Source organism: Planctomycetia bacterium (assembly GCA_015075745.1).
Classification (GTDB): domain Bacteria; phylum Planctomycetota; class Phycisphaerae; order UBA1845; family UTPLA1; genus UTPLA1.
This window is the reverse complement of sequence record JABTTW010000001.1, coordinates 2,246,385-2,266,931: the sequence shown is the minus strand read 5'-3', so window position 1 is coordinate 2,266,931 and position 20,547 is coordinate 2,246,385. Positions and strand designations below refer to the sequence as shown.

Below are 20,547 nucleotides of genomic sequence, written 5' to 3'. Positions count from 1 at the left end.
TTAGCTCCGTGATGTCGTTGCTTCTTGGTTGTCTACTTGATCGATGTCGCGCAGTGATTCGCGGAGGGCGATGTTCGCCAGGCTCAGGGTCTGCTTGCCGAAGGCGTCCAGGGCCTGATGCAGCTTTTCGGCGTCGTCGGTCCTGGCAGCCAGGGCGCGCAAGACGCGAATGCCTTCGACCAGGGCTGTGCGCTCCTCCGCCGGCAAGGCCGATCCGTATGCCGCGAGCATTTGCTCGGTCTTGTGAATGTCAAACTCGACCTGATTACGCAGGTCAATCAGCCGATGGGCCTGCATGTCCTCCCGCGCGAATCGAACCGACTCCTGCTCGATTCTGCAAACCTCGCTCTGTGTCAGGCCATGGGCAGGGATGACCTGTATCGACGACTCTTTGCCGCTTCGCTGTTCCCGGGCCGTGACGATGAGAATGCCGTTGGCGTCGATGAGAAACTGCACTTCGAGCTTGGGGATTCCCGCCGGCATCGGAGGGATTCCGGTCAGGTCGAACGTCGCCAGGCTGCGGCAATCCGATGCCAACTCGCGCTCGCCCTGCAGAACGTTGATCTTCACGCTGGTCTGGCCATCGACGAAGGTCGTGAACTTCTCCGTCGCCTGGCAGGGGATGCGCGTGTTTCGCATGATGAGCTTGCCCATCGCGCCGCCCATGGTCTCGATACCAAGGGACAACGGGGTGACATCGAGAAGCAGGGCGTCGGTCCGTTTGCCGGCGAGAATCTGCCCCTGCACGGCAGCGCCCAGGGCCACTACCTCGTCGGGATTGAGCGCGGTGTAAGGCTCCCTGTTGAAGAACTGGCCCACTTTGCGACGGACGAGCGGAATCCGTGTGGCGCCCCCCACAAGGACGATCTGATCGAGTTGGGTTGATTCGAGCTTCGCGTCCGCAAGCGCCTTCCTGCAGCTTTCCAGTGTCCGGTCGACAAGTCCGGAGGCGAGCGATTCAAACTCATCCCGCGTGATGGTTCGCTGATAGAGTCTCCCCTGGCCCAGGTCGAGTTCGATGGCGGCCGACTCCTGGACGCTCAGGCGATTCTTTACTTCTTCGGCGAATGTTCGCAAGGCCTGACGCGTGGCCGGTGAGTCGATTTCGACTTTGTACTTTTCGGCGACTTCACGCTGGACGAGCATCACAATCTGCCGGTCGAAATCGTCGCCGCCCAGATGGGTGTCGCCATGTGTCGAAATGACTTCGAGGATATCTCCGGTGAGCCGCAGGATGCTCACGTCGAACGTCCCACCGCCCAAATCGTACACGGCGACCGTGGAGCCGCGCGAGCCCGACTCATTTGAGCCGGCCTCTGTCTCGCCGGTGCATTTTGACTTGTCGCCGATCGGCAGGTTCGTCTTGCGCGGCTTTTCGGACGGCAGCGAACGCAACCCGATGCCATAGGCCAGCGCTGCGGCTGTCGGTTCATTCACGATTCGCACAACGTCGAGGCCCGCCAGCCGTCCGGCGTCGCGCGTGGCCTGCCGTTGAGAGTCGTCGAAATACGCCGGAACGGTGACGACCGCGCGCAGGATAGGGCGGCCAAAGTGTCGCTCGGCCCGTTGCTTGAGTTCACGAAGGATGAGGGCGGAGATCTCCTGCGGACTCAGCAACTCTCCATCGAGGTCGATCTTGATCGTCTCGCGTTCTCCGGCCACAACGTGATAGGCCAGATAGGGAAGGTCTTTTTGCAAGTCGTCGATGCCCAGCCCCATCAATCGCTTCACCGAGTAGACGGTATGCCGTGGGTTTTCAACGGCATGTCGGCGGGCATCCCAACCGATCGTCACCTTGCCGTCCGGTGAAAAGCTGAGCACCGAGGGCAATCGGCCGTCGCCGTTTGCATCGCGGATCACCTGTGGACCGCGAGCATCGGCAAAGGCCACGAGGCTGAAAGTCGTGCCGAGGTCGATGCCAAGAATGATGTCGTCTGTCGTCATGCCAATTGAGCCAACAAATTGTCGATGTACTTGGCGGCATTCAAATGCATCCGAAGCTCTTCTTTTGATTCGTCCGACGAACCCGTCAACTCGGCGGATAACTCGGCGATTTTTCGGTCCGCCTCGTCCCGGCGTCGCGAAATGGTCGCCCGCAATCTATCCAGTGCGGCGGTGTCACCATCGCTCTTTGCCTCGTCGATCTCTTCGCGGAGCGCCATGACGCTGGTCAAAAGGTCGGGCGGGACGCGCTTGTCGTCTGCGGCCGATTTACCGCCCGCTGTCTCCAGCAAATACTCCGCCCGCTGCCGTGGGCTAGCCAGCACGTTGAATGCCTTGTTGATCGCCGCGGAAGCGCGGAGGGCAAACGACTGCATTTCGTTGCCGGCGGTGGCGAATTTGTCGGGATGGATGTTGCTGCTGATGGCGAGGTACCGTCGGTTGAGTTCGGCCGCGTCCAGATCGAATTGTCGCGGCACTCCGAAGAGCTCAAAATAGTCTGCGCCCTGAACGTGATTCAGTAGTTGGTGGCAATCGGTGCATGCCAGCGGCGCCTGTGCCAGCATTTCGCAGGTCAGGCATTTCGTTGGTACGGCGGACTGAGATCGTGTCGTCATGTCGATGCGTACGAAATCTCTCAATGCCGCGGCCCGCCGGCGCCCGCCGTCGTGCCAGCGGATTCCTCCAGGCGGGCCGTGGTTCGCGCCGCGGCACAATCGCCGCGGGCGACTCATCCTCTCTCTCGGATCACTTCATTACGCGCTGAAGCTGCTTCCGCAGCCGCAGGTATGGGACGCATTCGGATTGTTAAAGACGAATCCGCGGCCCATGACTTCGTCCTTGAAATCAACGGCGGTTCCGGTCAGGTAGATGTTGCTCTTCGAATCGCAAACTACCTTGATCCCGTGGATGTCCCATTGCTCGTCGCTCTCCGAGACGTGTTCGGTGAGGTCGAGCGTGTAGGAGAAACCGCTGCAGCCGCCGCCTTTGACTCCGACGCGAAGGTAGGTCTTCGCCGGGTCGAGGCTCTGCTGCTCGATGATCGTCTTTACTTCCGATGCGGCTCGTTCTGTAAGTTCAACTGCCATGGACCATTATCTCCTTCAATCAACTGCCGACCAGCGCCAACGCCGATCGGGCAAGCCTGCAAAGTTCTGATTCGTCCCAACGATTCCTAGTGGGCGCTGGAGGCAACCTGTGTTGCGGCGCCCTGCTTCTGTTTGTAGTCATTGATTGCCGCGCGGATGGCATCCTCCGCCAGGACGCTGCAATGAATCTTGACCGGCGGCAGCGAAAGCTCTTTCACGATTTCGGTGTTCTTGATCTGCAGGGCCTCGTCGACGGTCTTGCCCTTGACCCACTCCGTCGCCAGCGAGCTGGAAGCGATCGCCGAGCCACAGCCGAAGGTCTTGAACTTTGCGTCCACGATGCGGCCTTTCTCGTCGCACTTGATCTGCAGCTTCATCACGTCGCCGCACTCAGGTGCGCCGACAATGCCGGTCCCAACATGGGCGTCGCTCTTGTCCAGCGATCCGACATTTCGCGGATGCTCGTAGTGATCGACGACTTTTGAACTATATGCCATGACTAATTTCTCCTGGTTGCTCAGGCAACCTTCTATGCTGACTCATGCCCCCGGATCAATTCTAAATCTTCAGGGCTGGCTAATGTGCCGCCCACTGCACCTTGCTCAGGTCAATGCCTTCCTGTGCCATCTCAAAGAGCGGGCTCATCTCACGCAGCTTCTCGACCGCGACACAAACGCGCTCGATCGTGTAGTCGATCTCCTGCTCCGTCGTGAACCGGCCGATCGAGAATCGGATGGAGCTGTGGGCCAGATCGTCGCCCAGGCCCAGGGCCTTGAGGACGTAACTCGGCTCCAGTGAGGCGCTGGTGCAGGCCGATCCACTCGAAACGGCGATGTCGCTGAACCCCATCATAAGTGACTCGCCTTCGACGTACAGGAAGCTGATATTCAGGTTATTCGGAATTCGCTCGGTCGGATGACCATTGAGGAAAATTTCCGGAAGCCGTGCAAACAGGCCGTCCTTCAGGCGGTTGCGCAACGAAGCGACGCGGGGCAATTCATCCACCCGCAACTCCACGCAAAGCTCGGCGGCCCTTCCCATGCCCACGATACCCGGCACATTCAGCGTGCCGCTGCGCATGCCACGCTCGTGTCCTCCACCATGGACGATGGGCTCGCATCGCACGCGCGGTCGCTTGCGGCGAACATAGAGTGCGCCCATGCCCTTGGGGCCGTAGATCTTGTGCCCCGACGCGGAGAGCAGGTCGATACCCATTTCTTCCACGTCGATGGGCTGCTTGGCGAAGGTCTGACAGGCGTCAACGTGGAAAATGACTTCCCGATCCTTGCAGACCGCGCCGATATCTTTGATCGGGTTGATGGTCCCGATTTCGTTGTTGCCGTGCATGATGGAGACGAGGATCGTCTTATCCGTCATGGCCTCGCGCACCTGTTCCGGGTGCACCATGCCGTGCTTGTCCACCGGGAGGAAGGTGACGTCGTATCCGTTCTGCTCCAGGTACTTGCAGGGATCGATCACCGCCTTGTGCTCGATCACCTGGCTGATGATGTGGTTGCCCTTATCGCGGTACATACCCGCCACGCCTTTGATGGCGATGTTGTTCGACTCGGTCGCACCGCTGGTCCAGATGATTTCCTTTCCCGATGCCCCGATCGCGGCGCCGACCTGATCGCGCGCCTTCTCGACCGCTTCCTCGGCGACCCAGCCAAATTCGTGGTTCCGGCTGGCGGAATTCCCGAACTTGTCCTGGAAATACGGCAGCATCGCATCCAGTACGCGCGGATCAACCGGCGTTGTCGCGTTGTAATCCATGTAGATAGGCAGTTTCATTGTACTTGCTCCAGGCTCAAGGCATGGCCCTCGACCGATACGGCCACGGGATGTATCGTGTTGCCGTTGTCGAATGCCAACTCCGCGAGCGTTACTTGTTCCAGTAGCTCGGTTAGTCGTTCGTGAATCTTCCGCATCGGACGTGTCACTGGACAGCTCTTCGCCAGCTCGCAGGGAGACTCGCCCGGTTCAGGGTCTGTTGCACATTGTACAAACTTTGCCGGACCTTCGATGATTGAAATGATAGACGCCAAGCTAATGCGATGGGCGGGCAACGCGAGGGCATATCCGCCTTTGACGCCTCGATTCGATCGAATGAGTTCCCCATGAGCGAGCGACTTCAACACTTTAACCAACAGCGCCGCGGGCACGCTGAATCTCTCGGCGATCTCGCGTGCATTGACGATTTCGCCGGGCCTTCGCGCCATTTCCGACAAGGCGATGATGGCGTAGTCCGTCTTTTTGGTCAGCGCAAACATTTGAGTTCAACCGTTAGATCGGGACTGCGACACCCAACCCGATGCGCATGAATATAGTACCTTATTGGTCCTATTTCAAGATCATTATCGACCAGTGATCGCGCCACGCCGCTCTATTAGCGCAAACACTTGTCAATACGCATGTTATGGCTATCAGTTGGGGACTGCTGCTTGCCTCTCATGAGCGCCCACGCCGACGAATCGCCAGCAGCAGTATAGGTGCAGCCATCATCACGCCGGAACCACATGCCCCCGCCGCGCCACCCATGGCGCCGCAATTGGCCGTCGGATTCGATTGACCACCTCCAATCGGATCGACCGCGCCGCAGCCCGCCGTGCCGGGCGCGATCTTGTTCGGATCGCTGGGACAGCCGTCATTGCAATCAGGGGTTCCGTCATTGTCCGAGTCCGTATCCGCGACACCGCAGCCGCATTGGCCTGTGGAGGTCTTGGCGGGATCGGCTGGGCAGGCGTCTTCGCAATTCCTGGTTCCATCCCCGTCATCGTCGGCGGATTGCTGCGAGCAGCCGCACCCGACTGCATCGCGCGCCTCGCCTGCGGGAGTCCCCGGGCATGCATCAATGCAATTGGGTACGCCATCGCCGTCATCGTCGGTATCCGGCACTCCGCAACCGCACGCCCCAGGCGTCCCCTTGTCCGGGTCCATCGGGCAACCGTCCAGGTCACAGCAATTATCTGGAAAACCGGGATCGCCCAGACCGTCATGATCGGAATCTATGCAGGCATCACAGTCGTCCATCAGCATGTCGTTGTCCACGTCACCGCCGGTGCAGGGGCCCGCGGCATTCACCGTGAATAGGCAACCGCGATTGTTCGTGAAGTCGGCGGCAGTGCCGGTCAAGGCATAGTCCGTGGCATTGTTTGTACTGAGCGCGCTAAACGCCCCGCCAAACCGAAGGGCCTGTAAAGTCGTGCTGGGAAGATCGCCCCCGAATACGCCGAAGTCACTGTTGGCGTCGTTGTCATCCGTACCTGTTGTCGGGCCCATGTAGTTTGCACCGCCCCAACTCAGTCGCCAGACAACATTTCCCGTGGATTTCTCCTCGAAGGTCAGAGTGCCGGCGTCGAGGTAGCTCGCCGGAATGGCGGTCATGGTGAAGTCGCTCACGGCGTTCGGACGACACAGCGCGCGAAAATTGTCCGTGCATATGAGAACGCGGTCGCCGCCTGCTTCAAACAAGACATTGGTCAGGAAATCGATGAGCACCACGGGGTTGGCGCCGTTTTCGTCCCGCACCACCAGGCTTGCCTCGGAAACGCTCCCCTGGTTTGCCGAGCGCATGCGAAGCTGGATCGCCTGAGCGGTCGTGTCGCCGTCTACGCCGCCGATCACCTGTTCAATCTGCATCAGGTGAAACGTGGCCTGCGCGGATGGAGCGACTGTTAGAAACAGGAGGATGCTTGAAGAAAAGGCTCGAACTGAACGCATAGTAGGACTTCCTCTGAGTAAGTGAGGTGGCCCGGTGGCTTTTTTTGGCGCATGGATCCGCCGAGGCCCCTTATTGTCTGCGGCTCGGGCGCATCAGTTGGCCGGTTGATCAGTGGGACGAAGCGTTCCGCGAATCTGGTCGGCCACGATGGTAGACGATCAAACGATCGTATCCATTTTCGCGTGGCCGTTCAATTGCGATCAACCAAGTAGCGAAGTACGCCCCCAATTCTTATCAGGGTATGGCCAAATAGGTTCGGATTTGGTCTTTGCGGATGCTTGCTGAGCTCTGTGTTACGCTCGAAGAGTGATCTCTAGTGCTTCCTTCAGGGCCGGATGATTGACACATTCCCAGGGTTGACACGGCCATAAAGCGTGCTGTGCGAAATAGAGCAACCCGCCGATCTTGTCCCGATCGACGGGTTGCTCGCGGTCTATTGTTCGAGAGTGCCCAAGGTGGCGGTCCTCTCGAACAGGTCTTCGTACCGGTCTCCGACCGGCTCAAAATAGGTCCATGCAATCAGACTGACTTAGCACTCGCCCTCAGTCTGCACCAGAAGCGGCGGCCGGCGGCGACGACGGCGCTTCTTCGGTGCGCCTAACACGCGAATTTCCGGCGTACGCGGTTCGGCCGCACGCGCCAGCTCCAGCGCTTCGCCCGCGGTCTCCGCAAAAAGGTCCGCCTTTACTTCCTTCCAGAGACCGGCGGCACGATTGAAGACGCCGCCCGATACCATGATGTTCATCTTCGGGCACGCATTGATCTCGCGCACCGTGTCAATCAGGGCCCGAACGCCTGGCGCGTCGGTCGGCCGACTGCCAAAGATCAAGAGAATGTCCGGCTGAATCTGGCCGGCCAGCGTCGTCACTTCGTCTTCAGGCACGCCCCCGCCCAGGAAGAATACCTGCCATCCGTCAGCTTCGAACAGATCGGCACACATCTGTGCGCTGAGCTCTTCCGGCTCATCCGCCGCGCAGGCAATGAGGATGCAGCGACCGAGATCGGGTTTGCGATCCAGGCGCGACTGAAGGTGATCCGCCACGGTTCTGTTGATCCGCGTCGCCATGTGTTCGGCGGCCATGTTGATGCGGTCATCGCGATACATCTGATTGACGTGTTCCATCGCCGGCCAGATGAGGTCCTGATAGAGCTTGCGCGGTTCGATACCGTCTCGAAGGGCGCTTTTCACGATTTCCCGGCAGTCGTGCCGTTTGCCGCGAAGGAGGGGATCCAGATACTGATTTAGAAGGTTCGACATCGACATGCGAGCGTCTCCGTTTTTGATTTGCGTGCCCGGGCCTCTCGTGACCCGACGCCCCGCCTCCGGCGAGCACGTCCGCGTTTTTCCGTTTCGCCCGTTTGGGGCAATCTCCACATCCAATGGAGCCGATTTGCTACCCTCGACGACAAGCGTCCGATATGGTTCTGCTCAGCTATTCGCTGCTGTTCACAGTGGGCGTAATAGATAGTTTGGGTAAGTTAGGATACATGCGTAAAGAAGCAATCGGCTGGCCCTTCCAAAAAACTTTAACGGGTACGCATTTTCGGCCCCTTCGCCTGCCGTTTCGGCCCAGCTGCGGACTATGTGCCTCCTAGAGCGTTTTGCGCTTTTCTGTAGCGACTCCGCAGTGCGTGAAGTAGCCCAATGCATCTGAGGGGCTGATCGCGGCGATGGCCTTTGCCATTCCGGTGCATAGTTCCTCAAAGTTTCTGGCGGCCGCGGTGCGCAGAATCTGTTTGGCCTTTGACCACATCATCTCGATCGGGTTGAAGTCGGGCGAGTACGGGGGCAGGAATGCCACGTGCGCGCCGACGGCAGCGATGGCTTCGTGTGCACCGACGGCCTGATGAGATGCCAGATTGTCCATGACCACAATGTCGCCGGGCTGCAGGGCCGGAGCCAGAACCTGGCGGACGTATTCGGTGAATGAGGCGCTGTCGATGGCACCGGACAAGATCATCGGGGCAATGGCGCCGCGAAGGCGCAATCCGCAGAGCATGGTCGTGGTTTGCCATCGTCCATAAGGGGCGTGGGCTTTGACCCGCTGACCGCGCAGCGCTCGGCCGCGCAGGCGCGTCAGATTGGTCTTCGCTGAACTTTCGTCAATGAATACAAGGCGATCGGGATCGAGGCCTCCTAATTGCCGACGCCAGTGTTCACGCTGAATTCTCACATCCGGGCGGTTCTGCTCATCCGCGAAGAGCGACTTTTTTTTAGCGACAGCTTCATCTTGCGGAGCGAGCGGCAGAGATGTCCCAGGGTGATCTTCAGGCCCAGCCGGTCGCGGAGTTCCGCCAACGTCGCATCAGGTTGCGCCTCCACCAGCTTGCGGAGTCGCTCTTTCCGAGATTCATTTAGTCGGGGGATCGGTCCCGTGCGATGCGGAAGCGGCGCGATCGTCCCCAACTCGCGACGCCGCTGCTTGAGTCGTCGAACCCAGGCTGGCGACACATCGAACGACTTTGCAACCGGAGTAGTCCCGTGCCCGGCATCGCACGCTGCCAGCACCCGCCTGCGCAAATCCATCGAATAGGCTTCCATGCCAAAGTACTCCTTTGGCAATGAGCCTAACCCCTAGTGCACTATGGCGCTAGAGGAACGCGCAATCCGCTCTAAGTAATTTATTGGCAGGAGGTTGTGGCCTGGGCCTTGGACACCCGGGCGATATTCAGGCGGGGGTGAAACAGGAAAAGGCTGACTTGAACGGGGCGAGACGGCAGGAAATCAGGCGACGGCCTCTCCGACCGATTGCCAAAGCAGCTCCGCGATGTCCAATTCCTTCACGGAATCACGTCCACGGCTGGCCAATCCGTCGATGAGCATGCGCTGACAGAACGGGCAGCTCGACGCGACCATGTCCGGCTGCGTCTCCAGGAGTTGATCGGTCCGCTTCTCATTGACTCGCTCGCCGATCACGCCTTCGCGGGCGCGCTCCTCTTCCTTGAACATCTGCGCGCCGCCCGCCCCGCAGCACATGCCGCGATCGCGCGTTGCCGTCGGCTCCAGCACAGTCAGGCCGGGAATGGCGCGGAGTGTCTCGCGCGGTGGCTCGTAAATCTCGTTGTAGCGGCCAAGATAGCATGAGTCGTGATAAGCAACCTTTGCATCGATTCGGTTCTTCGGCTTGAGCTTGCCCTCGGCGACGAGCTGCGAGAGAAACTCCGAATGGTGCACAACCTTGAACTTCGCGCCGAAATCGGGGTACTCGTTGGCCAGCGTGTTGAAACAGTGCGGGCACGTGGTGACGATCGTCTTGGGCTTGTAGTTGTTGAGAGTCTCGGCATTGGTCTGGGCCATCATCTGGAAGAGAAACTCGTTGCCCGCGCGGCGGGCCGGGTCGCCGGTGCAGCACTCCTCCTCGGCGAGAATGGCGTAATTGACGCCGGCGGTCGTCAGTAGTTGTGCCATCGCCCTGGCAATGCGACGAGCACGGTCGTCAAACGATGCCGAGCAGCCGACCCAGAAGAGCACATCGGCGTCGGGCTTCTCCGCCATGCGCGGCACATCGAGGCCTTCGGTCCACGCGGCGCGGTCAGATGCCGGGAAGCTCCACGGGTTGGAATTCGTCTCCATGCCCCGGAAGGCGTTTTGAAGTTCGGCCGGAAACTCGGACTTTTCCATCACCAGGTTGCGGCGCATGTCGACGATCTTGTCGACATACGTAATAAACACCGGGCACTCCGTTTCGCACGCGCCGCAGGTGGTGCAGGCCCAAAGAACTTCCGGCTTGATGACATCGGGCACGAGATCGACCAGCGAGCCATTTCCGCCGTCCGTGTCGGGCTGCGCCTTACCCTTGGCCCCCACAAGAGCCTTTTCGTTCTTGTACAGATAATCGCGCAGATCGAGCGTGAGCTGCTTCGGTGAAAGCAGCTTGCCGGTGATGTTCGCCGGGCAATGATCGGTACACCGCCCGCACTCGGTGCAGGTGTACAGGTCCATGACCGCCTTCCATGGCAACTGCTCGATGCGCTTGAGGCCCAGCGTTTCCTCGCGTTCCAACATGCCCTCGATGTCAGGCACGTTCGGCAACCGGCCGCGCGGGGCGAGGCTTTGAAAGAAGACATTGGGAATGCCGGTAACGACGTGGAAGTGCTTGGAAATGGGAAGTAGATTCAGGAACAGCAGCACCAACGTGCCATGCGTCCAGAATCCGATGTGGCGAAAGACATTGAGCGCATTATCGCTGGCGCCGCTTAAGGCGAACGCCGCGACCGAACCGGCGGGCTCAACGGCCTGAAATACAACCGCTGCGCCTTCGGCCCTGGCATGTTGCACGATGTTCGCGCCGTCATAAGTGATATCAGCCAGCATCATCACGGCGATGATGATCAGGATGAGAATGCCCTCGAAGCCCTTTGAGAGACGGGCGGGTTTGGTGACGAGCCGGTAATAGAAGAAGACCAGCGTACCCGCGATGACCAACACGGCAAAGAAGTCCTTGAGAACCGAATAGACTTTGCCGAGCGGTTGATCCGTCCCGAGCACCCAGAGATCGAAACCTTCACTGTAGCCGCGGCCCCACAAAACAAGCGTCCGCAGCAGCAGCACGACGAAGCCGGTGAAGATGACCTGATGGGCAATGCCCGCCCACCAGTAGCGACGCATGCGCTTCTGGGCGAAGGCGTATTGCCAGGTGCGTTTGACGCGCTCGCCGATCTGGTCGAAGCGATTCTCGCCCGGGCCGAGCGTCATCAATCGCCAGCGACGGAGCATCTGCCAGCCAAAAAGCCCCCAGGCTCCGACGAGGAGCAGCGTCATGACCGTTGGGTTCATAAATCGCCTCTAAGAATGGAGTTCATCAGGAGCACGGCGATTAACAGACGACAAGAACAGAAGTGCATCTCCCGCATGCGTTCAGCCGGCTGATCTTTGAACATCCGGTTGACCGACTCAATGTGCGCGAACCTTCTTCACTTCCTCCGTCAGCAGCGGCACGAAGTTGAACAGGTCGGCGACCACGCCGTAATCGGCCACCTTGAAGATCGGGGCCTCGGCGTCGGTGTTGATGGCGACGATGCAGCGGCTGCCGCGCATTCCGGCGAGGTGCTGGATCGCCCCGCTGATGCCGCAGGCAATGTAGAGCTGCGGGGTTACGGTCTTGCCGGTCAGGCCGACCTGCCGGGAGTGCGACTGATAGCCTGCGTCGCAGGCGGCGCGGCTGGCGCCGACCGCACCGTCCAGCGCGTGGGCCAGGTCGTAAATGATCTTGAAGTTCTCCTCGCTCTTGAGGCTGCGGCCGCCGGAGACGACGATCGCCGCCTCGGAGACGTCTTTCTCGTTGCCGCCGGTTCGGGCAATTTCCTTTGTGACCTGCCGATCATCCGTCGGGTCCGCGACAAATGGAAACTCCACGCGCTCCGCCTTCGCCCCACCGCCTGCCGGCGATGCAAATGTGTTCGGTCGAACCGACGCGATCTGCAATTTCGTTGGCGAGAAGTGGACGCGCGACGATGCCTTGCCATTGTAAATCGGCCGGCGTACGACCAGCGCGCCGGAGCCTTCGACGTCCAGCTCGGTGCAGTCCGTCGCAAGACCGGCGTTAAGTCGCACGGCGACGCGCGGGGCGATGTCACGACCCATGAACGATGCCGCCATCAGGACGATCTGTGGATCGGCCTTCTGAATCATCCCGGCCAGGGTTCGCGAATACTTCAGGGCGTTGTAATTGGCCAGCGCGTCCGCATCGGCGACGTAGGTCGTCGCGATGCCGGTGCCGTCGAGCTTGTCCGCGACCGCGCCGAGGCTGTGGCCGATGATCCCCGCGACGACTTTGCCGCCGGTCTTTCCCGCAAGCTGCGTCGCGGCGGTGATGGCCTGCATCGCGGCAGGCAATACGACGCCCCCTCGTTGCTCTATAAAGACGAAGATGTCCTTGGTCATGATGTCCTCGCTGATAAGCTGGTTGTCAGGCTGGCATGATAAGGGGTCGATTCAGACCCCGCAAAGCAGGTCATGCAGAATGGCGATCAATCGATTGGGGGCCTAATCGCGGTACTTGACGTGGCAGTGGTTGCAGCCTTCCGCGATGCGTGCAAATTGGGTGGAGAGCTTCTTCCCGTCCTTATCGCCGCCCGCAAGCATTCCTTCAAGCGCCACCGCGAGCGACTCATTGTTACGCAGCTCGGCGGCGAAGCCTGAGGGTCTGCTTTTTGCCCGGTCCCCTTCGGCCAGTAGTCGAAACAGATCGGCCATCTGTCCCGCCTCGGCGGCGGGCACAAGATCGGGATGGCTGTCGGGAACTCGCCAATTCGCCTTCTCGATCAACTTGAGCCGCTCGTTGACTTCGTCGAGCTCGATCATTGCCTTCACAAAGCCCGCCGGGTGCGACACCTCTGGGAAGTCCGGCGGGACTGCGTCGATCGCGCTGGCAGGAATGACGGTCGCACGGCGAGTGCAGGCGTACAGCCCGCGATAATTCGGCGATGTCCCAGAGACTTTCATCCGCTCGACCATCTTCGAGGGGGTGGCCCAGCCCAGACTTACACAGATGGTTCCGGCAGCGCCGGCGCTGCGATGTCTCCCGTGATGGCAATGCAGATAGACCGGACCGACTCGCATCGCGTCGCGCGTGGCGCGCACGAGCTGCAACTTTCGTTCGTCGTCGAAGCCGTTGTATCCAATCGGCAGGTGGATGTAGCGAATCCCCCGTGCCTTCGCGGGGGTAAGCTCCGGTTCCGCGCCGTCCACGCTGATGATCGTCTTCACTCCGAGCGAGGCCAGCGTGTCGAATCCTGCGTCGCCTTCTGGGACGCTGCCGGAATAGCAGTCCTCATGATAGGCAACGACATTGTGCAGCCCGGGATAGTCGCGAGGCTGCTCGTCGGCTATCGAAGGCGGCTGAGCGCTCGCGGGTGATGACGAAGCGACAGATTCGATAACTCCCGGCGATTTATCATTCGCGCAAGAAGTCGAAAGCCCCGAGGCCGTCAGCGCCGTCAACAGACAGGAGATATGGCTAATTCGATTCATGCGTTGCTTCCTTAGCGGAATTGTACAGTCCGCCGGGCAATCGGTAACGTCGGCCCGAGGAGCCGCCTTCGGCTCTAACTCGCCCGCACTCGTTAAGATACGAAATATGAGTGCCAGGCCCCGATTCTTCACCTCGCCTGCCGCATTTCGAGCATGGCTGAAGGCAAACCACAAGAAGGCCCAGGAGCGCATGCAGCGCGGTGAATATTCGCATGGTCGCAGATCTGGAGGTCGCCGGAAGAATGACCGCCGACGGGCGAGTCGCGTTCAATGCACGACCCGTTCCGGAATCGATCAGCTATACGTACCAATCGCGCCAGGCGGCCCTGGATGCGGCGAGTATCAAGGTGTTCAAGAAGAATTGGGTCGCATGGGACTTCTTTGAGGCGCAGCCGCCAAGCTATCGCCAGAAAATGGCATGGTGGGTCGTGGCCGCGACGCAGGAGGAAACGCGCGAGAGGCGGCTGCAATAATTGATCCTGTCCTGCTCAGCGGGCAAGCGCTTGATGTAGGAGTCGGGGCTTATCATTTCAAGGCGATCCGACGACCGCCTTCAACCCCTGGCTTTTGCGAATCTGATTCACCGCATCCATCAGCTTACCGTCACGCTGAATGAACCGCGATAACTGAGCAGTTGTAATGCCGAACTGTTCGGCGGATTCGCGCATCTGGCCTTTGCACGCCGCGACGACATCGAGGACCGCGGCAATAAGCGGCGGGTAATCTTCGTTCTTCGTGGATATCTCCAATCGACCGGCGCCCGTGAGATACTTCGCGACCACCTCCGGCGGTCTCCAATCGGTCGGCAGCTCAATGCGAATCGACAGCGCAATCGCCTTGCGCAGACGCCGCAGCGCCTTGGCCTTGTTCTCATGCTGCGATCGGCTCTCCTCGGCGATGACCAGTTGACCGCTGGGGCCATGCCGCAGCCGCACGGCTGAGCTGGTCTTGTTGCGCTTCTGGCCGCCCGGCCCGCTGGCGCGATAGGTGTCCACTTCGCACTGCGCGAGCAACTCGGCGTCGGACTGCGCCAGCCATCGATCACGATTCGCGATGGAACTCATTGTTGTTGAGCATAATCCGCGAGGATGGAAAACGTGAAATGCGGCTGGAATGGTGAGAAGTGGACTCGTGGAATTCGCTAGGGCGATACCGCCGCTTCGGGTCGCTTCGACGGGGGCGAGCTGAATCCCTGCTCGACGTGGGAGATGATACCGTCCAGCATCACTTCCCAGCCCCGGAGGGTATCGTCCAGCTCGTATTGCAAAATGTCGCCGAGCAGGACGTGGTCGCGCGACTCAATAGCCCCCTTTAGGCCGCGAAGCTGTTCGGCCAACCCCTGCAGCCAGTCGAGTAGCGGCCGGCCGGAGATGATCAGCCGTTCGGCATCAATCCCGCAGAGAGCCATGCCATGCACGACCGCTTCATGCGCCTGGCCCCAGACCGTGAGGCATCGTACCAGTGCTCCGAACGCCTCCGCAACTCGTCCTTTCGACAAACACTCCGACGCCTGCTTCACGCCGGTGAACGAATCGGCCAGAGAAAGCCGCGTTTGCCGAAGGGCGGAAAGCACCACTTCACTGGGATGGCCGGAAATAAATTCAACGCGAGAGAACCGCGCAGCGGGCATACTGAGGACTTTTTCAAGGTCTTCGGGCGAGACTTCCTGATCGTCGCACTTCACGCCGAAGACCATCAGGTCAGTGCTGGTGAGCTGGTGCTTGGCCGCCTCCAGAGCGGCGTGTACCGTTGCATGACTGTCCAGGCTTTTGGTGGCGAGCGGCTGAGAGTCCAGATAGATGTTCATCAAGTGTCAGGGCTCGGGCCGGGCCCCGCTCGTCGGTTGCTATTAGGCAAGCAGCGTCCGCAACAACCAGATGCACGCCAGACCGCAAGCCGCCGTGACCCCTGCCGAGGTCAGCATCAAGTCCCAGCGAAATCGGCGCACACCCGACTCGCCGGTATCGCCGAATGGATCGCCCGGTCGCCAAGTCAGTCGTACGGGAACGAGTTCGCCGCTTCCGATGCGCTTGGGTGTTACAGTGGGTTGCACAGCGGTTGATCCGGCGAGGCCGCTCTCGACGGTGGTGGACCGCCCCCGAGAGCCTGATTCATTGGCTACGTTGGTCGATGATGCGGCTTCAATGATGACCGCGGGTGTCGGGCCTGTCGCCTGTAACGACGTCTCAATCAATTCTGGGGTGTCGTCGCCGTCGGATTCCAGTCCCCGGGCGAAGGCGGCCAGCGACTCCTCGATCGGCGTCTGCACGATCGGCATCGAGAGAATCAGATCCTCTATCGCGGCGTGGTCCTCCAGATCGGCCGCGACGGCCGACATGGCGACGTGATCTTCGTCCTGCTGAGACATTAGAGGGTTCGAGCCTGCGATTTCGTCGTCGTCAAATGAATCGATCTCGGATTCTTCATCAGACGACTGGTCATCGTCATCTACGGCCACTTCGGCGAGGTCGTGGTCCCACGGCCAGCGATCGTTCTCGTCGATCGCATCATCCGAATCGGAGATTTCATCCATTTCCGAGTCATCGGACGGGATGTCTTCGTCGTCGTGGTCAGCGCGGCGGAGCTTGAGCTGCGGCAGATCGTGTTTCGGGGCGCTCGCCTCGGACGCGGTCGCGTCGTCGTCAAAGTGGTCATCCTCAAACGCTTCCGGCACGACCTCAGCGTCGCGGGCTTTCAGTTTTTCGGGTCTCTCAATCATGAACGCCTCCTGCAGCCGACCGGCGGCGAGCGCTGCACTGTGCGCAACCAACATACCCGTTATCGGCCATTCGCCCCGTCAACTTTATGGGAACCACTGACATTTAAGATAATGCGCTTGCTGGGATTAGATCAGGCTATGCCCTGCCCTCAGACGTCGCCCAAAAGGGTACGACGTGTCCCGGCAAAAACGGCCGACCCCAAACCGATCATGGACCTCCACAAGTCGGGCCTCTCCGCCGAAGATAGCCTCGCCAATACAGGAGCCGAAATGTCGCGGGTAGTCGGAATCAGTTTGATTGGATGTGGAACCGTCGGCGAGCAGGTGGTCCGCATTCTGCTCGACGCAGACGGAAGCCTGGCGGGCCGCACCGGCCTGAAATTCGAGATTCGCCACGTCGTCGTCCGCGACCCGGCAAAGAAGCGCGGCGTGACGATCCCCTCGGCAATGATCACTGCCGATGCCTCTGCGCCATTGACCGATCCCAAGTCAGAAATCATGGTCGAGTTGATGGGCGGAACGGACGAAGCCAAGCGCGTGACCCTTGCGGCGCTGGCCGCCGGCAAGAGCGTCGTGACTGCCAACAAGGCTCTGCTCGCCATGCACGGCCGCGAGGTCTTCTCCGCGGCGCGCCTTGGCAATCAGTGCGTCGCGTTCGAGGCGTCGGTCGCCGGAGGGATTCCGCTGATCGAATCAGTTCGTCGCGGCCTCATCGGCAACCGCATTGATGCGGTGTACGGAATCCTGAACGGCACGTGCAATTACATCCTGACGCGGATGCTTGATAACAGCGCGAGCTATCCCCACGCCCTCGACGAGGCTCAGCGACTCGGCTATGCAGAGGCGGATCCGACACTGGACGTCGACGGCATTGATTCGGCGCACAAGCTGTCCATTCTTGCGTCCATCGCTATGCGCCAGTCGTGCGATCTCGATCGAATCGCCGTCGCAGGCATCTCCGACATCGAGCTGCTCGACCTCACATCCGGCAGGGAACTTGGCTACGCGTGCAAGCTCCTCGCCATTGCCCGACGAATCGGCGACGGAATTGATCTCTCTGTAAGGCCGACATTTGTGCGACACGCGCATCCGCTGGCGAGTGTGTCCGGCCCCTTTAACGCGATCAGTCTTTATGGCGATGCCGTCGGGCACGTCATGCTCTACGGTCGTGGCGCCGGCGGCGCACCGACGGCCAGCGCCGTCGTTTCCGACATTGTCGACGTCGCATTGGGCAACGCCAGGCGGACGTTCGATCAACTAACCGTCCTGCCTGACCAGACGCCTGCGGCCGTTTATAGCTCCCCCGGAGAAAACATCTCGGCCTATTACCTGCGCATCAGCCTTCGCGATCGCCCCGGCAGCGTCGGGAAAGTCGCCACCGTTCTCGGCGCGGAGGGCATCAGCATCGCATCGCTCATTCAGCACGAGCCGGACGCGGCTCTGGGTAACGGCTCGGTTCCCGTCATCATCACCACGCGCCCAGCCCGCCAGGCCGCCATGTCGCAAGCACTCGACGCCATGGCCAACCTCGAAGCCGTCGCCTGCCGCCCGATCTGCATCCCGCTGCTCGAAGAGGTCGGCGACTAGCTGCTCTATTCCATGAAAAGGTGGGCACACAGATTTGGCTCAGGATTCGACCGGAGGCGGAACAAAGCTGATGTTCGAGCCGCACTGGTTCCATCCCCCGGATTCGCGGCGATAGATGTCCACCGAGCGCAGGGGGACGAGTTGTTCGTTGCCGTCCTTGCCGCGGACCCAGTAACTCGCCACGTAATAGACCACCGCGACGTCGCCATAGATATGCACTTCCACGTCGTGCAATTCGTAGCGAATGCCTTCCATCGTTTCGAGTATGCGGTCGGCGGCCTGCATGTACTCTTCGATTCCCCGCACGATTCTTGTGCTGCGAGTCTGAAATCCGCGCCAGTCGGCGGTGTGCCCGTGTCGAATGGTCTCGCGATCCTTCTTGATGTATGCCTGAAAAAGCCCGTGAATGTGGGCAACGATTTCCTTCTCGTCCGTGGCATCGCACTGCTTTGTCATGGGTTTTCCACCTTCGTCAACGCCGGGTTGTCCATTGATCGCGCAGCCGGACGAGGCGCATGCAACAACGATTACTGCGGTGTTAAGAATCGCAAGTGCCCGGGCACGGCCCACCGCCTGGCGACAATGGTTATTTGCCACGAGCATATTTCTCCGGCGACGCCTGCAGCGCCTTGCGGCATTCTTCGCAGCACACACGAATCTCGCGGCCTTGCACCTTGGCTTTGATCGCCGACTCATCGAGGTCATAGTCGCAGACCGGACACTTCTCTTTCGACGCAGCCTTGCTCATCGCGGCACCTCAAAAGTGTTTCGCGGCGTGCGGAATCTCCTGGTCCACATGAACGCAGGTCCCGCACCGGTATGACCCAAAGATAGAAGAAAGCGGATCAGGAGACTTGTAGATTCCTGCTCATTTCGCGCACCGCCTTCCGCGAGGCGATCAGTCGAAATTGAGAGGGCGAAATGGCGAATGTCCTGCGAAATGCAGTCGAAAAATGTCCGTGGTCGGCGAAGCCCAGTTCCAGCGCCAGCCTTGTCAGGTCTTGCTCACCCTCGGCCAGACGGTCCAGGGCGAATCGCAGTCGAAGATCGTTGCGGTAGGCGTGGATCGACCGCCCAGTGACGTCGCGGAAGATGCGACACAGGTGATAGGGCGATGCGTGAACCCGGCGCGATAGCTCGTCCAGAGACAGCGGCGTTCGGAAATCGGCGGAAATGACGCGCTTAGCCTCCTCAACGCAATCGGCGCGCGATCGGCGGGTTTCAGTTCGCACGGCTCGGCATCGCTGCGATGAGCGGCTCGACGACTGTCGCATCACTTCGCGCGCCAATAGGAGTACCTGCTCTTCGACCGCGATATCCGTCAGATTACCTCGCTCGATCTCGCTCAGCAGCCTCAGGTGGCGCATATGCAGCGCGGCATCGCAGCCGGCATCTGCCGACCTAAACAGCAATGACCGACGATCCGGCGCCGACGGATCGAATTCGGCGACGATCGAGGCCAGGACGTCCCGCCGAATCGAAAAAACGCTGCAATCATCGCCGCCCCTGATCGGGTGGCTCACGCGATACGGCTCATCACGGTTGAAAAAAACGACGTGATTGGGATTCGCGGTGCATCCCCGCTTACCTACATGTTTGATGAACATACCGCGCCGCACAAAGGCGAAGTCGTCCACGTGCGACACTTCCTCGCAGCTGCATCCGCCGTCGGTCGGACGGCACCGCACGTCACCGACATAGGTCGTCGCGCTCCGAAAGATCGTTCGGGTTTTCAGGCTTTGTGCCATATCGTCGTCAACGCGCCCAACTCGCCCAGATCGCCGCCGCCGCCACCGCCGCCGTCTCTACTCGCAGGACTGTCCCGCCGAGGCGGACCGGAATGCTTCCCTGCGACCGTAGCAACTCCCGTTCATCGTCGTCAAACCCGCCCTCTGGCCCGATGCAGGTGATACAGTCATCCTCCGCAGCACGGTTCGACAGCACATCAATCATGGATTGTACCGCGCCGCCGTCTCCGAAAAGTAGGAGCGACGAACTCGACAGTTGAGCCGCGAACTCCCCAATCGGACATTCCTGTCCGATCTCCATCACCGTGGATTGTCGCGATTGCTTTGCCGCCTCCACCGCCTTGCGCCGCCAGCGTTCCAGCTTCGCGGCCCCCGGGCGAACCTGGCTTCGCTGGCATGCGAGGGGAATGAGCCGCCTGACGCCGAGTTCCGCGCACTTTTCGATCATCCAATCGGCCCGTTCGCCCTTGGGGATCGCGGTCGCGATGGTCAGGCAAAGCCGTTGCTGGTCCGTAGGGGCACCTCGGCATGTCACCTCAATTTCAAAGGCCTCCCGGTCGATCTCAGTGATCCTGCCCGTGGCCTCGGCCCCGTTGCCGTCAAAAACGACGACTTCATCGCCGATTCCCAACCGCAATGCTTTCAGCCCGTGCGCAGCCTGGGCCCCTTGTACCCTGATTCGCCCCGGCGTCACGTCTGTCACATGGAATCTGCGCGTGGCCATACAGCCATATTCCACTTAGCCCTCGTCCGGCACAAGATGCGCAATC

The 20,547-nt window shown here is 60.4% G+C and carries 22 protein-coding genes; 2 read left to right on the top strand and 20 right to left on the bottom strand.

What is annotated here, in order from left to right:
• The 13 genes from HS101_08930 to HS101_08870 all read right to left on the bottom strand — a co-directional run bounded on the left by HS101_08930 (window position 1) and on the right by HS101_08870 (window position 13,723).
• Entirely contained in the window at window positions 1-1,944 is a 1,944-nt protein-coding gene (locus HS101_08930) for an Hsp70 family protein (protein MBE7506394.1), read from the bottom strand.
• On the bottom strand, window positions 1,941-2,558 hold the full coding sequence (gene hscB / locus HS101_08925; GenBank protein ID MBE7506393.1) for a Fe-S protein assembly co-chaperone HscB: 618 nt from the start codon (window positions 2,556-2,558) through the stop codon (window positions 1,941-1,943). Before hscB ends, HS101_08930 begins: the two co-directional genes overlap by 4 nt.
• A 138-nt stretch (window positions 2,559-2,696) precedes the next feature.
• Window positions 2,697-3,029 (bottom strand): iron-sulfur cluster assembly accessory protein, encoded by a 333-nt coding sequence (locus HS101_08920; GenBank protein MBE7506392.1) that lies wholly within the window; start codon window positions 3,027-3,029, stop codon window positions 2,697-2,699.
• Between the two features lie 86 nt (window positions 3,030-3,115).
• Window positions 3,116-3,526: a Fe-S cluster assembly scaffold IscU gene (gene iscU / locus HS101_08915; protein ID MBE7506391.1), complete on the bottom strand. Its 411-nt coding sequence runs from the start codon at window positions 3,524-3,526 to the stop codon at window positions 3,116-3,118.
• Between the two features lie 79 nt (window positions 3,527-3,605).
• Window positions 3,606-4,820, bottom strand: a complete 1,215-nt coding sequence (locus tag HS101_08910; protein ID MBE7506390.1) for an IscS subfamily cysteine desulfurase — start codon at window positions 4,818-4,820, stop codon at window positions 3,606-3,608.
• Window positions 4,817-5,299: an Rrf2 family transcriptional regulator gene (locus HS101_08905; protein MBE7506389.1), complete on the bottom strand. Its 483-nt coding sequence runs from the start codon at window positions 5,297-5,299 to the stop codon at window positions 4,817-4,819. Before HS101_08905 ends, HS101_08910 begins: the two co-directional genes overlap by 4 nt.
• Before the next feature lie 178 nt (window positions 5,300-5,477).
• Window positions 5,478-6,749 (bottom strand): hypothetical protein, encoded by a 1,272-nt coding sequence (locus HS101_08900; GenBank protein MBE7506388.1) that lies wholly within the window; start codon window positions 6,747-6,749, stop codon window positions 5,478-5,480.
• Window positions 6,750-7,279: 530 nt separating this feature from the next.
• The gene (locus HS101_08895; protein MBE7506387.1) at window positions 7,280-8,014 is read right to left on the bottom strand and encodes a B12-binding domain-containing protein; all 735 of its coding nucleotides are present in this window, start codon (window positions 8,012-8,014) and stop codon (window positions 7,280-7,282) included.
• Window positions 8,015-8,342: 328 nt separating this feature from the next.
• Window positions 8,343-8,924 carry an IS630 family transposase gene (locus tag HS101_08890; protein MBE7506386.1) on the bottom strand — a complete coding sequence of 194 codons (582 nt, stop codon included), beginning with the start codon at window positions 8,922-8,924 and terminating at the stop codon, window positions 8,343-8,345.
• Window positions 8,921-9,292 (bottom strand): transposase, encoded by a 372-nt coding sequence (locus HS101_08885; GenBank protein ID MBE7506385.1) that lies wholly within the window; start codon window positions 9,290-9,292, stop codon window positions 8,921-8,923. The genes HS101_08890 and HS101_08885 overlap by 4 nt, the downstream gene beginning before the upstream one ends.
• 183 nt (window positions 9,293-9,475) lie before the next feature.
• The gene (locus HS101_08880; GenBank protein MBE7506384.1) at window positions 9,476-11,527 is read right to left on the bottom strand and encodes a (Fe-S)-binding protein; all 2,052 of its coding nucleotides are present in this window, start codon (window positions 11,525-11,527) and stop codon (window positions 9,476-9,478) included.
• A gap of 117 nt (window positions 11,528-11,644) precedes the next feature.
• Complete coding sequence (locus HS101_08875; GenBank protein ID MBE7506383.1) at window positions 11,645-12,634, bottom strand: electron transfer flavoprotein subunit alpha/FixB family protein; 990 nt, start codon at window positions 12,632-12,634, stop codon at window positions 11,645-11,647.
• A 102-nt stretch (window positions 12,635-12,736) separates the two neighbouring features.
• Window positions 12,737-13,723: a hypothetical protein gene (locus HS101_08870; protein ID MBE7506382.1), complete on the bottom strand. Its 987-nt coding sequence runs from the start codon at window positions 13,721-13,723 to the stop codon at window positions 12,737-12,739.
• Between the two features lie 212 nt (window positions 13,724-13,935).
• Here HS101_08870 and HS101_08865 point away from each other — a divergent pair, with 212 nt between their 5' ends.
• On the top strand, window positions 13,936-14,196 hold the full coding sequence (locus HS101_08865; protein MBE7506381.1) for a YdeI/OmpD-associated family protein: 261 nt from the start codon (window positions 13,936-13,938) through the stop codon (window positions 14,194-14,196).
• A 57-nt stretch (window positions 14,197-14,253) separates the two neighbouring features.
• On the opposite strand, the gene HS101_08860 is transcribed toward HS101_08865, so the two are convergent.
• From HS101_08860 to HS101_08850, 3 genes are all read right to left on the bottom strand, one after another.
• Window positions 14,254-14,787, bottom strand: coding sequence for a peptide chain release factor-like protein (locus tag HS101_08860; GenBank protein MBE7506380.1), 534 nt, complete (start codon window positions 14,785-14,787; stop codon window positions 14,254-14,256).
• A 77-nt stretch (window positions 14,788-14,864) separates the two neighbouring features.
• Window positions 14,865-15,530, bottom strand: coding sequence for a hypothetical protein (locus HS101_08855; protein ID MBE7506379.1), 666 nt, complete (start codon window positions 15,528-15,530; stop codon window positions 14,865-14,867).
• Window positions 15,531-15,572: 42 nt separating this feature from the next.
• A complete protein-coding gene (locus HS101_08850) occupies window positions 15,573-16,442 on the bottom strand; it encodes a hypothetical protein (protein MBE7506378.1) in 870 nt (289 codons plus the stop codon).
• A 270-nt stretch (window positions 16,443-16,712) separates the two neighbouring features.
• On the opposite strand from HS101_08850, the gene HS101_08845 reads away from it, so the two are divergent.
• A complete protein-coding gene (locus tag HS101_08845) occupies window positions 16,713-18,029 on the top strand; it encodes a homoserine dehydrogenase (protein MBE7506377.1) in 1,317 nt (438 codons plus the stop codon).
• Between the two features lie 39 nt (window positions 18,030-18,068).
• On the opposite strand, the gene HS101_08840 is transcribed toward HS101_08845, so the two are convergent.
• From HS101_08840 to HS101_08825, 4 genes are all read right to left on the bottom strand, one after another.
• Window positions 18,069-18,485: a nuclear transport factor 2 family protein gene (locus tag HS101_08840; protein MBE7506376.1), complete on the bottom strand. Its 417-nt coding sequence runs from the start codon at window positions 18,483-18,485 to the stop codon at window positions 18,069-18,071.
• A 130-nt stretch (window positions 18,486-18,615) separates the two neighbouring features.
• Window positions 18,616-18,777 (bottom strand): hypothetical protein, encoded by a 162-nt coding sequence (locus HS101_08835; GenBank protein ID MBE7506375.1) that lies wholly within the window; start codon window positions 18,775-18,777, stop codon window positions 18,616-18,618.
• Window positions 18,778-18,874: 97 nt separating this feature from the next.
• Window positions 18,875-19,777 carry a helix-turn-helix transcriptional regulator gene (locus HS101_08830; GenBank protein MBE7506374.1) on the bottom strand — a complete coding sequence of 301 codons (903 nt, stop codon included), beginning with the start codon at window positions 19,775-19,777 and terminating at the stop codon, window positions 18,875-18,877.
• Between the two features lie 7 nt (window positions 19,778-19,784).
• On the bottom strand, window positions 19,785-20,501 hold the full coding sequence (locus tag HS101_08825; protein ID MBE7506373.1) for a 16S rRNA (uracil(1498)-N(3))-methyltransferase: 717 nt from the start codon (window positions 20,499-20,501) through the stop codon (window positions 19,785-19,787).
• Between the last annotated feature and the right edge of the window lie 46 nt (window positions 20,502-20,547).

Bases quoted from the DNA above. Each gene is read 5' to 3' on its own strand.
- HS101_08850 (MBE7506378.1), bottom strand. From the start codon at position 16,442: ATGATTGAGAGACCCGAAAAACTGAAAGCCCGCGACGCTGAGGTCGTG.
- HS101_08845 (MBE7506377.1), top strand. From the start codon at position 16,713: ATGTCGCGGGTAGTCGGAATCAGTTTGATTGGATGTGGAACCGTCGGC.
- HS101_08870 (MBE7506382.1), bottom strand. From the start codon at position 13,723: ATGAATCGAATTAGCCATATCTCCTGTCTGTTGACGGCGCTGACGGCC.
- HS101_08885 (MBE7506385.1), bottom strand. From the start codon at position 9,292: ATGGAAGCCTATTCGATGGATTTGCGCAGGCGGGTGCTGGCAGCGTGC.
- HS101_08875 (MBE7506383.1), bottom strand. From the start codon at position 12,634: ATGACCAAGGACATCTTCGTCTTTATAGAGCAACGAGGGGGCGTCGTA.
- HS101_08900 (MBE7506388.1), bottom strand. From the start codon at position 6,749: ATGCGTTCAGTTCGAGCCTTTTCTTCAAGCATCCTCCTGTTTCTAACA.
- HS101_08825 (MBE7506373.1), bottom strand. From the start codon at position 20,501: ATGGCCACGCGCAGATTCCATGTGACAGACGTGACGCCGGGGCGAATC.
- HS101_08860 (MBE7506380.1), bottom strand. From the start codon at position 14,787: ATGAGTTCCATCGCGAATCGTGATCGATGGCTGGCGCAGTCCGACGCC.
- HS101_08880 (MBE7506384.1), bottom strand. From the start codon at position 11,527: ATGAACCCAACGGTCATGACGCTGCTCCTCGTCGGAGCCTGGGGGCTT.
- HS101_08905 (MBE7506389.1), bottom strand. From the start codon at position 5,299: ATGTTTGCGCTGACCAAAAAGACGGACTACGCCATCATCGCCTTGTCG.
- HS101_08930 (MBE7506394.1), bottom strand. From the start codon at position 1,944: ATGACGACAGACGACATCATTCTTGGCATCGACCTCGGCACGACTTTC.
- iscU (MBE7506391.1), bottom strand. From the start codon at position 3,526: ATGGCATATAGTTCAAAAGTCGTCGATCACTACGAGCATCCGCGAAAT.
- HS101_08840 (MBE7506376.1), bottom strand. From the start codon at position 18,485: ATGACAAAGCAGTGCGATGCCACGGACGAGAAGGAAATCGTTGCCCAC.
- HS101_08855 (MBE7506379.1), bottom strand. From the start codon at position 15,530: ATGAACATCTATCTGGACTCTCAGCCGCTCGCCACCAAAAGCCTGGAC.
- HS101_08920 (MBE7506392.1), bottom strand. From the start codon at position 3,029: ATGGCAGTTGAACTTACAGAACGAGCCGCATCGGAAGTAAAGACGATC.
- HS101_08830 (MBE7506374.1), bottom strand. From the start codon at position 19,777: ATGGCACAAAGCCTGAAAACCCGAACGATCTTTCGGAGCGCGACGACC.
- hscB (MBE7506393.1), bottom strand. From the start codon at position 2,558: ATGACGACACGATCTCAGTCCGCCGTACCAACGAAATGCCTGACCTGC.
- HS101_08835 (MBE7506375.1), bottom strand. From the start codon at position 18,777: ATGAGCAAGGCTGCGTCGAAAGAGAAGTGTCCGGTCTGCGACTATGAC.
- HS101_08910 (MBE7506390.1), bottom strand. From the start codon at position 4,820: ATGAAACTGCCTATCTACATGGATTACAACGCGACAACGCCGGTTGAT.
- HS101_08865 (MBE7506381.1), top strand. From the start codon at position 13,936: ATGGTCGCAGATCTGGAGGTCGCCGGAAGAATGACCGCCGACGGGCGA.
- HS101_08895 (MBE7506387.1), bottom strand. From the start codon at position 8,014: ATGTCGATGTCGAACCTTCTAAATCAGTATCTGGATCCCCTCCTTCGC.